Genomic DNA, 13,656 nt, shown 5'->3' on the forward strand with positions numbered 1-13,656 from the left:
TGCCGCCGGAGCACGAGGACTACGCACCAACTGGGAGACAACACAAAAGAGCCCCCTCTTGCGAGGGGGCTCCAGTGCTGTCTCAACCAGACGTGCGCCCGAAGGGATTCGAACCCCTGACCTTCTGATCCGTAGTCAGATGCTCTATCCAGCTGAGCTACGGGCGCGTGTTCAGTTGTTCTCTAACCTAGCACCCGGCGAACCGGGTACCAGCGGAGGCTCCGGGATTTGAACCCGGGAGGGGGGGTTACCCCCAACCGCATTAGCAGTGCGGCGCCATAGACCAGACTAGGCGAAGCCTCCTGGGCCCAACGACCACTGCTCAGATAGGTTACACACCCCCCGATCACCCTCCGACAGCACCCCCCTCACGCCCGGCGCAGCAGCCTGAGCAGGCGCGGAGAGCGTCCGCCGAGGCCTTCCGCCTCGAACGTCGCGATGCCGACCCGGGGCAGTTCGCGCACTCCCGGGTACACCAGATAGCGAGGTACCCAGCGCGGCCGGAACTTCGCGTTGAACTTGTACAGCGTCTCGATCTGGATCCAGCGCGAAAAGAAGTGGAGTACCTTCGCCGCCGTCTTGGCGACCGGGCCGGCGCCGATGCGCTGGCCCTGTTCCATCAACGCGCGGAACGCGGCGAAGTTCAGGGACACCTGCTCGACGTCATGCCTCCCCGCCGCGAGCAGGAGCTCCGAAATCATCAGCTCGTTGACGCCGTTGTCGGCCGTGCGGTCGCGGCGCATGACGTCCAGCGAAAGGCCCGTCGCACCCCACGGCACGAACTGAAGGACGCCTCGGACGCGCCCGCCCTGCTCGGCCGTCACCAGCACCGAACCCGGGTCGCCCATGCGGCCCAGCGCCATCGAGAACCCGCGCTCGGTGTCCGTGCCGCGCCAGTTCGCGGCCAGCGTCACCAGCTCGTCCAGCTCACCGGGACGCAGGTCCTCGGCCCGGCGCACCAGCACCTTGTACCCCGCGCGCTTCGTACGGGCCGCGGCCTGGCGGACGCCGCGCATGACGCGTCCGTCCAAGGTGAACCCGTCGACGTCGACGACCGCTTCGTCGCCGATCTCCAGCACCTCCAGGCCGAACCGGGCCCAGACCGTCGCGCCGAGCTCCGAGACGCCCATCGCCGCCGGGACCCAGCCGTTGCGCCGGCAGACCTCCAGGTACTCCTCGATCGCGCCCGGCCACGCCTCGTGGTCGCCGAGCGGGTCGGCCGAGCACAGCGCCACCCCGGCGATCACGCGGTAGGTGACCGCGGCCTTGCCGGTCCGCGAGAACACCGCGAACTTGTCCCGCCGCAGCGCGAAGTAGCCGAGAGAATCCCGCTCGCCGTGCTCGTCCAGCAGCTTGCGCAGGCGGGCGACCTCGTCGTCGGACAGCTGGGGCGCCGGCTCGGCCGAGCGCAGCAGGAAGTACGCCGAGACCAGGATCGCGGCCAGCCCGAACAGCAGGCCGACGGCCGCGGTCATGTCCTCCAGCCACATCTGGTGGAACACGGCGGGCCCGCTGGCGCCGGCCAGCGCGAGCGCGGACTCCGCCAGCCGGTCCGGGAAGCTCATCGGCTCCAGCACCGCCCGCGACGCCACCGACAGCAGGATGACGTTGATCGCGAACCCGGCCAGCGCCAGCTGCAGGAACACGCGCACCGCGCGCCAGCGGCCGACCACCGGGTCCGGCTTCGCGACGAAGTAGCGCCGGCTCGCGATCAGGCCCACCAGCAGCACGACCGACACCAGCCCGGCACCGAAGACGTGCCGGAGCCCGATGTGCGACACCGTGAGCAGCACCGTCGCGCCGATCGCCAGCTGCCAGGCCCGGCGCTTGCGGCGCCGCAGCCCCGCGGCCAGGAGGAGGAGCAGCACGCCCGTGACCAGCGCGACGGTCGCCGCCGCGACCGTCGCCTCCTGTGGCAGCTCCAGCCACTCGGACAGGTGCCCGCGCAGGTTCCGCCGCCCGGCCGGCACCAGGACCGACACGAGCGTCATCAGTCCGGCCAGCCGGGTCACCCAGGTGATCACTCCCACCGTGGTGGCTCCCGCCACCCGCCAGGTGATCTGCGCGCGTGTCCCCGTCACCACCCGTGCAACCCGTTGTGGACGATCATGCTTCCCCCATCTACTGCGCCGTCTGTTACCGATCCGACCACAGTCACGGCCGGATCGGCCCCGTAGCGACGGTCACCTGCCGCTCGGAGGCCGGCCTACTTTTGGCCGGTTCGGTAACCCCCGGCGAGCTCCACGAACGGCGTCAACGCCGCCGGGTTCGCCAGCGCGTCGCGGCTGACGGCCCGGTCAGGAGCCACACCGGCGAGGATCTTCTTCACCGGTACCTCACACTTCTTACCGTTCAAGGTACGAGGAATCTCCTGAACCACTACGAACCGATCGGGTACATGCCTCGGTGACAGCGCGCTACGGAGCTCCTTCTTGAGCCGAGGCTCGACGTCCTCGATCTCGACGCCGTCGGCGAGCACCAGGAAACAGAGCAGCTGCCCGTCCTCGTTGCCGGCCGCCGAAGTGTCCACGACCAGCGAATCCGCGACCTCGTCGTAGCCTTCGACGACCCGGTAGAACTCCGCCGTGCCCATCCGGACGCCGCCGCGGTTGAGCGTCGAGTCGCTGCGGCCGTAGATCACCGCCGAGCCGCGGCCGGTGACCCGGATCCAGTCGCCGTGGCGCCACAGCCCCGGGTACATCTCGAAGTACGCCTCACGCAGGCGCGAGCCGTCGGGGTCGTTCCAGAAGAACACCGGCATCGACGGCATCGGCTTCGTGATCACCAGCTCGCCCACCTGCTCGACGACGGCGTTGCCCGCCTCGTCGAACGCGTTGACCGCGGCCCCCAGCGCCGGACAGGACAGCTCCCCCAGCCAGACCGGTACGTCGGGCGCCGACGCGACGAACGCCGCGCACAGGTCCGTGCCGCCGGAGACCGAGCAGATCTGCACCTTCTTGCCGACCTCGTTCACGATCCACCGGAAGCCCTCGACGCTCAGCGGCGCCCCGGTGGAACCGAGCGCGCGCAACGCCGTCAGGTCGTAGCGCTCGGCGGGCTTGATGCCCGCCTTCAGGCAGCTCTGGATGAACGGCGCCGACGTCCCGAAGTACGTGACGCGGTGCTGCTCGGCCAGGTGCCAGAGCGCGTTGAGGTCCGGGTGGCCGGGACTGCCGTCGTAGAGCACGATCGTCGTGCCGACCAGCAGGCCCGAGATGAGGAAGTTCCACATCATCCAGCCGGTGGTGCTGAACCAGAAGAACCGGTCGCCGGGCCCGAGGTCGGTCTGCAGCGCAAGGGCCTTGAGGTGCTCCAGCGTGATGCCGCCGTGGCCGTGCACGATGCCCTTCGGCAGGCCGGTGGTGCCGGAGGAGTAGAGCACCCACAGCGGGTGCGCGAACTCGACCGGCTCGAACAGCAGCGGCGCGCCCTCGTGCTGCGCGAGCAGTTCGGCCCAGTCGAGCGTGCCCGCCATCCGCCCTTCGCCGACGTACTGGACGAGCACCGTCGCGGCCAGCGACGGCAACTTCGCCTGCAGGTCGGCGACCGTCGTCCGGATGTCGAACTGCCGCCCGTTGTACGCGTACGCGTTGACGGCGAAAAGCACCTTCGGCTCGATCTGCACGAACCGGTCAGCGACCGCGCGGACACCGAAGTCCGGCGAGCACGACGACCAGATCGCCCCGATGCTCGCCGCGGCGAGGAACGCGACCAGCGTCTGCGGGCAGTTCGGGGCCAGCGCGACGACGCGGTCGCCCTTGCCGACGCCGAGTTCCAGGAAGGCCGCCCGGGCCGCACCGACCTGCGCGCGAAGCTTGCCGTAAGTGAGGTGGTCCGCGAAGCCGTCTTCGCGGTGGAAGATCACCGCCGTCTCGTCGTCGCCCTTCGCGGCGCCCGCGACGCCGGGGGTCAGCGCGTGCTCGGCGTAGTTCAGCGTGGCGCCGTCGAACCAGACGGCGTCCGGCATCTCGCCGGAGAGCACGTCGCCCGGCTGGTCGTGCCAGCGGACGCCGAGGAAGTCCGCGACCGCCGTCCAGAAGTCCGGCCCACGCTCGACCGAGAACTCCCAGAGCGAGCGGTAGTCGTCCACCTCGACGCCGCGTTCGGCACGCAGCCACTGGCGGAAGGCTTCGATCTTGGTGTCGGCAACGTGGCTCGGCTCAGGGCGCCAGAGCACTTCGGGGGCGTCGGCGGTGTGCGTCACGTCACGAGCGTAATCCTTCGGATCAGGATGTGACGGCGCTCGAAATCCCCTAGCGCAGGTGGGCGTCGAACCAGCTGAGCGTGCGCTGCCAGGCCTCGGCGGCCGCGCCCGGGTCGGCGTCGAAGCGGTGGTTCGCCCCCGGGTAGTGGACGACGTTCGTGGCGACCTTCGCCGACGCTGCGGCGTCGCGCAGCCGCTCGACGTCGGCGCCGCCCGCCTCGTCGCCGGCGTCGCCGTACATGCCGAGCCACGGGCTGGTGAGCTTCCCCGCGATCTCGACCAGCGCGGGCAGTTCGGCGGACTGCTGCCCGCCGACGCTGACGGCGGCGCCCAGCCTGCGGTGCGAGGCGACGACCAGTGCCGCGGTGCCACCCAGGTCGAAGCCCATGACACCGAGCAGGTCGGCCTGGACCCCGCGTTCGACGAGCCAGGCGAGTGTGATGTCCGTCGCGTCGAGCAGGTCCCGCTGCGTCAGCTCCGCGTTTTCGAGGTGCGGGGTGACGGTCAGCCAGCCCTCGATCGCGAGGCTGGCGAGCAGCAGCTTGACGCCGTCGGTGACCCCGTCCGCTTCGTGCAGCACCACCAAACCACCGCGCAGCGCGCCTTCGGGTTCCGAGAAGGTCAGGCGGAGGGCTCGGCCGTCGGTGCGCTGGTAGTCCACGGTGCTGGTCGACGTCATACGTCACTCAATCACTTCGAGGTGAACGGAAGGAACCCAGTTTGGCAGGTCTACCGGTCACATACCGCCTGAAGGGAGTCGCGGGGCGGCGGGCGGAAAAGATACGGTGGCCGGGTCGTCCCGTCGAATTCCAGGAGCGCCGAAGATGCCGTCCGTGTCCCCGCGTGCCGATCTCGAATCGTTGCCGAAATACGTTCCCGGCCGGACGATCGAAGGCGCGATCAAGCTGGCGAGCAACGAGGTGCCCGGCGGCGCGCTGCCGAGCGTCACCCGGGCGATCGCCGAGGCCGCCGCGGGCATCAACCGCTACCCGGACACCGGCTCGCAGGCCCTGCGCGAGCGGCTGGCGCGGGACCTGGACATGCCGGTGGAGCACGTCGCCATCGGCTGCGGCTCGGTCTCCCTGTGCCAGCAGACGATCCAGGCGGTCTGCGCGCCCGGCGACGAGGTGATCTTCGCCTGGCGCTCGTTCGAGGCGTACCCGATCGTCACGCAGGTGGCGAACGCCGTGTCCGTGAAGGTCCCGATCACCGAGGGCCAGGCGCTCGACCTCGACGCGATGCTCGCGGCGATCACCGACCGGACGCGCGTGGTCTTCGTCTGCAACCCCAACAACCCGACCGGCACGGCGATCCGCCGCACCGAGCTGGAGCGGTTCCTCGACGCGGTCCCGGAGCACGTGCTGGTGGTGCTGGACGAGGCGTACAAGGAGTTCGTCACCGACCCCGAGGTGCCCGACGGCGTCGAGTACACGCGGACGCGCTCGAACGTCATGGTGCTGCGCACGTTCTCGAAGGCGTACGGCCTCGCGGGCCTCCGGGTGGGTTACGCCGTCGCGCCGGAATCGATCGCCGACGCGCTTCGCCAGGTGTACGTCGCCTTCTCGGTGAACATGCTGGCCCAGGTCGCGGCGCTCGCGTCGCTCGACGCGGCGGACGAGCTGCTCCAGCGCTGCGAGGAGATCGTCGTCGAACGCGCGCGGGTGCGGGACGCGCTGCTCGAAGCCGGTTACCAGGTGCCCGAGACGCAGGCCAACTTCGTCTGGCTGCCGCTCGGGGACCAGGCCGTGCCGTTCGCTGAGCACGCGCTCGACCGCAAGCTCGTGGTGCGCCCGTTCGCCGGCGACGGCGTGCGCGTGACGATCGGGACCCGCGAGGAGAACGACCTCTTCCTGGCCGCGGCGCGCGAATTCAGTCGCTGAACTGCTTGACCACCAGCTGGATCACGGCGGCGACGCCGATCACGACGATCACGCCGCGCAGCACCGCCGGCGGCAGCTTCCGGCCGATCTTCGCGCCGAGGAAGCCGCCGGCGGTCGACCCGACGGCCAGCCACAGCACCACGGGCCAGCTGATCGGCGCGACGAACGCGTAGATCACCCCGGCGACGACGTTGACCACGGCCGCGAGGACGTTCTTGACGCCGTTGAGCTTCTGCAGCGGTTCGGACAGCAGCATCCCCATCACGGCCATCAGCATCACGCCCTGCGCGGCGGTGAAGTACCCGCCGTAGATGCCGATGAGGAAGATGAAGAACATCAGCAACGGCCCGGCTTTGTGCTCCTCGCCGTTGCCTTCGCGGCGTTTCGCGACCCACTTCGAGACGCGCGGCTGCACGATCACGAGGATCACGGCCAGCCCCACGAGCACGGGGACGACGGCTTCGAAGGCGTCCTTCGGCAGCGACAGCAGCAGGATGGTGCCACCGATGGCGCCCAGGAAGGACGCGACGGCGAACTTCGCGACCTGCGGCCAGTAGCCGGCGAGCTCGTGCCGATACCCCCAGGCCCCGCTGAGGGTCCCGGGCGCGAGACCGATCGCGTTGGACGTCGTCGCCGTCACCGGCGGATAGCCCAGCGCGACCAGGACGGGGAACGTCACGAGGGTCCCCGACCCGACGACGGCGTTGATGGTCCCGGCCCAGATCCCGGCGACCACGACGATCACCGCGTGCCACCACGTCATGAAGCACTCACGTGCGGAGCCTAAGCATCGTCGGCCGGTCCCGCGACGCAGATGTGTCTGGGCAGACACTCACCGCGGCGTGAAGACGCAGAACTCGTTGCCTTCCGGGTCGGCCATCACCTCCCATTCGAGGTCGCCGCCACGGGCGTGGATCAGCGTCGCGCCCAGTTCGGCCAGCTCCGCCGGGTCGCCGAAGACGTCCAGGTGCATGCGGTTCTTGACCGTCTTCTCCTCGGGCACCGGGTTGAGCCAGATCAGCGGCCCGTTGCCATCCGGGTCGACGATCGGGACGGGCCAGTCGTCCGGCCGGGTGTCGCCGGTGAGCGAGTCGCGGCGGACGTAGCCCATGGCGCGGCACCACCAGTCCGCCAGGGCCTGGTGGTCGGTCGCGTCCAGAGCGAGGTCCTTGAACCGTGCGGTCATGGCGTGATCATGACAGTCACCACCGACAGTTTCCGGAGCTGAGAGGATGGGCGCCGTGGACACCGAGCAGGTCTGGAGCGCGACCGTCGACCGGCTGCGGTCGCTGATCGACTCCGGGAAGCTGCCGCCGGGCTCTCGGCTGCCCGCCGAACGCGTCCTGTGCGAGGACCTCGGCATCAGCCGCGGCTCGCTGCGGCAGGCACTGCGCGTGCTCGCCTCCATCGGTTACGTCCAAATCCGCGCCGGCTCCGGCACCTACGTCCGCGAGCAGCAGGAACAGCCCCTGCGCACCTGGTTCACCGAGCACGACCAGCTCGTCGAGAAGCTGTTCGACCTGCGGGCGACCGTCGAGCCGACCCTCGCCGAACGGCTCGCCCGGCAAGCCACCGCAAAGACCGTGAGCCGGCTCGAGGACAACGTCGCCGAGATGGCGCGGGCCGCCGAGGACGGCGACATGCTGCACGTCATCGCCGCCGACGCCGAGTTCCACCGGGTCATCGCGCAGAACGCCGGCAACGACGACGTCGCCGGGCTGCTGCGGTCCGTGCTCGCCCTGGTCGGCGAGGAACGGCGGGCGGCGCTGCGGCTGCCCGGCCAGATCCGCAAGGCCGTCGACGACCACCGCGCCATCCTCGACGCCATCCGCCGGTCCGACCCGGCCGCGGCCCGCGAGCTGACCCTCAAGCACCTGGTCGACGCCAAGACCTACGCGCACGACTTCGCCGCCCACCCCGAAGAGCGCTAGACTTTTCACAACATTGTGAAACTTTTGGGGGTCGTGATGGAGAAGGTGCACTTCACCGAAGAAAAAGCCACCATGCTGGCCACGCTGTACGGCCGCGCGCTCGACAGCCGCGAGGCCGACCCGGTGCTCGGCGACCACGCCGCCGACGAAGCCGTCCGGCAGATCGACTACGACTTCGCCAAGCTGGGGATCACCCGCGACAGCGCCGTGAGCGTCGTCCTGCGCGCGAAGCCGATCGACGAGTGGGCCGCCGACTACCTGCGCCAGCACCCCGACGCCCTCGTGCTGCACCTCGGCTGCGGCATGGACACGCGCTTCCAGCGCCTCGCCCCGCCGGAGACCGTCCACTGGTACGACGTCGACTACCCCGAGGTCGTCGAGCTGCGCGAGAAGCTCTACGCGGCCGCGCCGAACCACACGAACATCGGCACGTCGGTGACCGACTTCGGGTGGCTCGACCAGGTGCCATCGGACCGCCCGGCGCTGATCGTCGCCGAAGGCCTGACCATGTACCTGACCCCGGAGAACGGCACCGAGCTCATCCGCCGGCTGGTCGCGAAGTTCCCGTCCGGCGAACTGATCGGCGACGTCTTCAGCAAGTTCGGCATCAAGGCCCAGAAGCTCAACACCCCGGTCCGGCGCGCGAAGGCAACACTGCACTGGGGCGTCGACGACCCGCACGAGCTGGAGCGCTACGGCCTGACGCTGGTGTCCTCTTTGGACGCCGCGCACTGGTCCCAGCCCGAGGTGATGGCCCGGCTGCGGCCGTTCACCCGGTTCCAGCTGCGGATGCTGAAGTACTTCCCGGCGATGGCGCGGATGGCGCACATCGTGCGGTACCGCTTCTGACGCGACTCCAGCACCCGCGGCGCGCGCTTCACGACTCGACCGCGGCCACCGGCAGTGGCCACGCATTTTCGGCCGTACGATCAACGCCGTGCGCAAGATCGCCGTCGGCAACTTCCGGGTGGTGCTGCGTACCAGCCTGGGCTTCGCCGGCCTCGGTCTCGGCTCCAGCGTCGCCGGGTCCGGGGTCGTCGCACTGCTCCTGCTGCTGCAGGGCCTACCAGGCGACGTCGGCGACCGCGGGTGGATCCTCGGCCTCACCGCCGCCGGGATCGTCGCCGTCTCGCTGCTCGCCGGGACACTGTGGACGGCCTGGCTGCAGCGCCGGACCGCGATCTGGTTCGTGCTCGGCCGCCCGCCATCGGAAAGCGAAGCGAGGCGCGCGCTGCGGCTGCCCGTCGACATGGCCGTGGTCAGCGGCACGCTCTGGCTGATCGGCACCGCCGTCCTCAGCGTGCTGGCCGGGGTCCTCGGCTCGAGCGACGACGCCGTCGGCATGGCCACGGTCATCGGGCTCGGCGGCCTCACCACCGTGGGCCTCACCTACCTCGCCGCCGAGTGGGTGGCGCGGCCGGTGATGACGATCGCGCTGGAGATCCTGCCGCCGCGCGGGTCGCTGCCGGTCACCGTGCTCACCCGGCTGATCGTCACCTGGGCGCTGGCCAGCGGCGTCCCCTTCGTCGGCGTCCTGCTCATCGCGACGCCGCCGGACCTCGGCTCGGGCAACCACACCGCCAGCCTGATCATGCTGTCGGTGATCGGGCTCGGCGTCGGCGCGATCGGCACCGCCCTGCTGGCCAGAGCCGTCGCGGCGCCGCTGCACCGGCTGCGCGTCGCCCTCGACCGGATCGCGCGCGGCGACAACGACGTCACCGTCGACGTCGACGACTCCAGCGAGATCGGCCTGCTCCAGACGTCGGTCAACCAGCTCGCCGCCGGCCTGCGCGAGCAGGCGCGGATGCAGGACCTGTTCGGCAGGCACGTCGGCGCCGACGTCGCCCGGCACGCGCTGGAGTACGGCGCGTCGCTGTCGGGCGACGTCCGCGAGGTCACGGCGTTGTTCGTCGACGTCGTCGACTCGACCGCTCTCGCCTACCGCACGCCGCCGGAGGAGCTCGTCGAGAAGCTGAACCGGCTGTTCGCCGCGGTCGTCTCCGCGGTCGGCGCGCGCGGCGGGCTGGTCAACAAGTTCCAGGGCGACGCCGCGTTGTGCATCTTCGGCGCCCCGACGCGGCTCGCGGACGCGCCGACGGCCGCACTGGCCGCGGCCCGCGCGATCCGGGACGCGGTGTGCGCGAACGGCGAGCTCGACCTCGGCATCGGCGTCTCGAGCGGCCCGGTGTTCGCCGGGCAGCTCGGCAGCAGCAGCCGGCTCGAGTACACCGTGATCGGCGACGCGGTCAACGAGGCCGCGCGGCTGACCGAGCTGGCCAAGGCGGTGCCGTCACGGATCCTCGCCAGCGACGCCGTCGTCTCCGCGGCACTGCCGAGCGAACGCGCGTACTGGGAGAAGCACGGCGAGCTGGCGCTGCGCGGCCGCCAGGAGCCGACGCCGACTTGGACAGCCGGCCCGGAACCTCAGGACAGCTGACCCAGCTCCGGCCAGCGCAGCACCGTCGAGCCCCAGGTCAGGCCCGCGCCGAACGCGCTGAGCAGCACTCGGTGCCCGGCGACGAGCGTTCCGTCGGCCTGGGCGTCGGCCAGGGCGAGCGGGATGGACGCGGCGCTGGTGTTGCCGACGCGGTCGATGTTGGCGACGACGGCGTCGGCCGGCATGCCGAGCTGCTTCGCCGTCGCCTGGAGGATCCGGATGTTCGCCTGGTGCCCGACGAAGCGGTCGACGTCGCCGACCATCCAGCCCACGCGCTCCAGCACGGTCCGCGACGACTCCGCCATCCGCGCGCAGGCGTGCCGGAACACCGCGGTGCCCTGCATCGCGAGGAAGCGGTCGCTCGGCTGGTCGGAGAGCCGCCGCCGCGCGCCGCCGGCTTCGACCCACAGCAGGTCGGCGAGCTCGCCCTCGCTGTGCAGGTCGAACGGCCCGAGCGCGCCGGGTTCGTCGGGCTCACCCGCGCGCAGCAGGACCGCGCCCGCGCCGTCGCCGAAGATCGGGACGGTCGTGCGGTCTTCGGGGTCGATGAGCGTGGTGAAGGTGTCGGCGCCGATCACGAGCACTCGCCCGGCGATGCCGCCCGCGATGAAACCCGCGGCGGTGGCCAGCGCGTAGACGAAGCCGCTGCAGACGGCGTTGACGTCGAAGGCCGCGGCCGTGCCGAGGCCGAGCCGGGCGGCGACCTGCGGCGCGCTGGCCGGGCAGGGCTGGTCGGGGGTCGACGTGGCGAGGACGACGACGTCGGCGGAGGCGCCCGCCAGTGCTTCGCGGCCCGCCCCGACCGCGAGGTCCACAGTGGACTCGTCGGGTCCGGCCACACGGCGCTCCCGGATGCCGGTGCGGGTCCGGATCCACTCGTCGGTGGTGTCGAGCCGGGCGGCGATCTCCTCGTTGCCCAGGACTGTCGTCGGCAAGCACGAACCGATTCCGGTCAGCACGGCGGCGGGTGCGGGCACGGGAGAGCCTCCCCACGCCGGCGGGTTGGCGGAGCGACCGGCTGGTCTTCCACTTGTATGGGCTACCCCCTGGTAGACCGGTGAGTTGTGTTCCAGGTCACGGAAAAAGTTGTTTCACTTTCCCCTCGGACGGAGTAGTGAGCGACGTCACGCAAGAGTGAGCGCGGAGCGAACGCCGGGCGAATCGTCGGGGGTCCCGGCTAGCCTGCTGGAGTGCAGACTCCCGACCTCGACCAGCTGGACACCGCCATCCTCGCCTGCCTCCAGGAGGACGCCCGCACCATCGCCGAGACCATCGGGGCGAAGGTCGGTCTCTCGGCCGCGGCGGTGCAACGGCGGATCAAGCGGCTGCGCGAAGCGGGGGTCATCGAGCGCGAGGTCGCGGTGCTGTCGCCGGAGGCGCTCGGGCTGAGCATGACGTTCGTGGTCATGGTCGAGATGGAGCGGGAGAACCTGGCGGTCCTGGACGCGTTCCGCCGCCAGATCCTCGCCGACGACTGCGTCCAGCAGTGCTACTACGTCACCGGCAACGCGGACTTCGTGCTGGTCGTGACGTGCCCGGACATGGCGGGCTTCGAGGCGTTCACCCGGCGGATGTTCTTCGACAACCCGAACGTCCGGCACTTCACGACGAGCGTCGCGATGGACCGGGTGAAGGTCGGGCTCACCCTGCCGCTCGGGCCGTAGGCGGGGTCCAGGACCACAGCTTCCCCGTCTGCTTCCGGATCACCGACGCGGGCGCGCGCATGCCCAGGCGGTTGATCGCGCACCCGAGCCGGGACGTCGTCAGGGCCATCGCGCCCTTCTGGCGGGCCATCCGCGCGATGCCGTGGGTCCGGGCGAGCCGGGCCTGGTCGTAGCCCTCGAGGCCGACCGCCGCGAGCGTCACCGCGTCCTCGATCGCCTGACACGCGCCCTGGCCCATGTCCGGCGTCATCGCGTGGGCCGCGTCGCCGAGCAGCGCCACCCGGCCGCGGACGTACGACGGGAGCGGCGGCAGGTCCGTGACGTCGTTGTGCAGCACCTTCGGCGTCGCGTCGAGGAACGGCTCGACGTGCCAGCCGCGGACCCGGCGCCGGACCTCGGCCAGGTCGTCGTCGTAGCGGACGCCCGGACGGCGTTCGTGCACCGCGAGCGCCCAGTACACCCGCTCGCCGCCGATCGGGTGGGCCAGGAAGTACGCGCCGCGGCCGAAGGTGAACGTGCCGGCCTCGGGAAGGCCGGGTTCGGTCACGCCGCGCCAGACCGTGTAGCGGAAGCGGGGCGTGACGCCGGGCCACAGCGCTTCCCGGACCGCACTGTGGATGCCGTCCGCGCCCACCACCAGATCCGCCTGGGTCCGCCCGGCATCGTGGACGACCTCGCCGTCCGCCGACACGGATCGCACCGTGCGGCCGGTCCGCACCACCCCGTCCGGCAGCCCGGCGGCGAGCAGGCGGTGCAGGTCCGCGCGGTGGAAGCAGGACAACGGCGTGTCGTGCGCGGGGTCGAAGCGCCGCAGCCGCTTCCCCGACGGGACGCACAGGTTGTACGCGGCCTGAGACGGCGTCGCGGCCGCGCGGACCTGCTCGCCGATGCCCAGCGCGTCCAGTGCGCGCAGGGCGTTCGGCGCGATCGACAGCCCGGCGCCGACCTCGCCCAGCTCGGGTGCGCGTTCGAGCACCTCGACGTCCCAGCCCGCCTGGATCAGGGCCAGCGCCGCCGTGACGCCGCCGATGCCGGCGCCGGCCACCACTGCTTTCATCGCGGTTCCTCCAGTGCCTTGGCGAGCCACGCGAACGTGTCCCGCGCCGCGCGGACCCGCTCCGCGCGTTCGTCGCCGGGTTCGAAGAGCGCCATGCCGTCTTCGGCGATGCCGACGAAGGAAGCGAGCGTGGCGATGCGCTCCCGCACGACGCGCGGCCAGGCGTCGTCGTCGATCCGGAAGTAGGTGGTGCGGTCACCCGGCACCCGCTGCTTGCGCACCAGCCGCGCGGCCGTCAGCAGGTTCATGTTGGACGTGAGCGACGCGCGGCTCGCCCCGATCGAGCCGGCGATCGCGGTCGCCGACTGGGCCGGCGGGTCGCACACCATCAGCCAGCCGAGGATGCGGCCGGCGATCGGCGGGATGCCGTACTGCTCCGCGAAGAAGCCCGCGGCCCGCTCGGCCCACGCCATCCGATCGTCCATGCTAGTAGACGCTAGCATGTTCTGAAGCGATATTCTGAAGCGCTGCCTTTCTGGGGGG

Annotated in this window: 13 protein-coding genes and 2 tRNA genes; 5 read left to right on the forward strand and 10 right to left on the reverse strand. The window is 71.0% G+C overall.

Going from position 1 to position 13,656, the window contains the following annotated elements; all coding sequences use genetic code 11:
- Positions 1-93 precede the first annotated feature (93 nt).
- The 5 genes from AB0C38_RS00675 to AB0C38_RS00695 form a co-directional block, all read right to left on the reverse strand.
- Positions 94-167: transfer RNA gene (locus AB0C38_RS00675), tRNA-Arg, on the reverse strand.
- A 46-nt stretch (positions 168-213) separates the two neighbouring features.
- Positions 214-303 (reverse strand) — tRNA-Ser (locus tag AB0C38_RS00680).
- Between the two features lie 65 nt (positions 304-368).
- Entirely contained in the window at positions 369-2,084 is a 1,716-nt protein-coding gene (locus tag AB0C38_RS00685; RefSeq protein ID WP_360664325.1) for a phosphatidylglycerol lysyltransferase domain-containing protein, read from the reverse strand.
- 122 nt (positions 2,085-2,206) lie between these two features.
- Positions 2,207-4,204, reverse strand: a complete 1,998-nt coding sequence (locus AB0C38_RS00690) for an acetoacetate--CoA ligase (RefSeq protein WP_360664328.1) — start codon at positions 4,202-4,204, stop codon at positions 2,207-2,209.
- A 49-nt stretch (positions 4,205-4,253) separates the two neighbouring features.
- Positions 4,254-4,883: a dienelactone hydrolase family protein gene (locus AB0C38_RS00695; protein ID WP_360664331.1), complete on the reverse strand. Its 630-nt coding sequence runs from the start codon at positions 4,881-4,883 to the stop codon at positions 4,254-4,256.
- A 145-nt stretch (positions 4,884-5,028) separates the two neighbouring features.
- Between AB0C38_RS00695 and hisC the strand changes: the two genes are divergently transcribed.
- Positions 5,029-6,084, forward strand: coding sequence for a histidinol-phosphate transaminase (gene hisC / locus AB0C38_RS00700; RefSeq protein ID WP_360664334.1), 1,056 nt, complete (start codon positions 5,029-5,031; stop codon positions 6,082-6,084).
- On the opposite strand, the gene AB0C38_RS00705 is transcribed toward hisC, so the two are convergent.
- A complete protein-coding gene (locus tag AB0C38_RS00705) occupies positions 6,074-6,847 on the reverse strand; it encodes a sulfite exporter TauE/SafE family protein (protein ID WP_360664336.1) in 774 nt (257 codons plus the stop codon). The genes hisC and AB0C38_RS00705 overlap by 11 nt on opposite strands.
- 69 nt (positions 6,848-6,916) lie before the next feature.
- Positions 6,917-7,270 (reverse strand): VOC family protein, encoded by a 354-nt coding sequence (locus tag AB0C38_RS00710; protein ID WP_360664338.1) that lies wholly within the window; start codon positions 7,268-7,270, stop codon positions 6,917-6,919.
- A gap of 46 nt (positions 7,271-7,316) precedes the next feature.
- On the opposite strand from AB0C38_RS00710, the gene AB0C38_RS00715 reads away from it, so the two are divergent.
- The 3 genes from AB0C38_RS00715 (at position 7,317) to AB0C38_RS00725 (ending at position 10,452) form a co-directional block, all read left to right on the forward strand.
- Positions 7,317-8,015, forward strand: a complete 699-nt coding sequence (locus AB0C38_RS00715) for a FadR/GntR family transcriptional regulator (RefSeq protein ID WP_360664341.1) — start codon at positions 7,317-7,319, stop codon at positions 8,013-8,015.
- A 36-nt stretch (positions 8,016-8,051) separates the two neighbouring features.
- Complete coding sequence (locus AB0C38_RS00720; RefSeq protein ID WP_360664344.1) at positions 8,052-8,864, forward strand: class I SAM-dependent methyltransferase; 813 nt, start codon at positions 8,052-8,054, stop codon at positions 8,862-8,864.
- 88 nt (positions 8,865-8,952) lie between these two features.
- On the forward strand, positions 8,953-10,452 hold the full coding sequence (locus AB0C38_RS00725) for an adenylate/guanylate cyclase domain-containing protein (protein ID WP_360664346.1): 1,500 nt from the start codon (positions 8,953-8,955) through the stop codon (positions 10,450-10,452).
- Here AB0C38_RS00725 and AB0C38_RS00730 read toward each other — a convergent pair.
- Positions 10,440-11,429, reverse strand: coding sequence for a beta-ketoacyl-ACP synthase III (locus AB0C38_RS00730; RefSeq protein ID WP_360664349.1), 990 nt, complete (start codon positions 11,427-11,429; stop codon positions 10,440-10,442). The genes AB0C38_RS00725 and AB0C38_RS00730 overlap by 13 nt on opposite strands.
- A 213-nt stretch (positions 11,430-11,642) precedes the next feature.
- Between AB0C38_RS00730 and AB0C38_RS00735 the strand changes: the two genes are divergently transcribed.
- Positions 11,643-12,116 (forward strand): Lrp/AsnC family transcriptional regulator, encoded by a 474-nt coding sequence (locus tag AB0C38_RS00735; protein WP_286000487.1) that lies wholly within the window; start codon positions 11,643-11,645, stop codon positions 12,114-12,116.
- On the opposite strand, the gene AB0C38_RS00740 is transcribed toward AB0C38_RS00735, so the two are convergent.
- Positions 12,094-13,173 carry an FAD-dependent monooxygenase gene (locus tag AB0C38_RS00740; RefSeq protein ID WP_360664352.1) on the reverse strand — a complete coding sequence of 360 codons (1,080 nt, stop codon included), beginning with the start codon at positions 13,171-13,173 and terminating at the stop codon, positions 12,094-12,096. The two genes, AB0C38_RS00735 and AB0C38_RS00740, sit on opposite strands and share 23 nt — an antisense overlap.
- Positions 13,170-13,598: a transcriptional regulator gene (locus tag AB0C38_RS00745; RefSeq protein WP_360664354.1), complete on the reverse strand. Its 429-nt coding sequence runs from the start codon at positions 13,596-13,598 to the stop codon at positions 13,170-13,172. Before AB0C38_RS00745 ends, AB0C38_RS00740 begins: the two co-directional genes overlap by 4 nt.
- Between the last annotated feature and the right edge of the window lie 58 nt (positions 13,599-13,656).

Origin of the sequence: Amycolatopsis sp. NPDC048633 (assembly GCF_040650695.1) — a bacterium.
Classification (GTDB): Bacteria; Actinomycetota; Actinomycetes; order Mycobacteriales; family Pseudonocardiaceae; genus Amycolatopsis.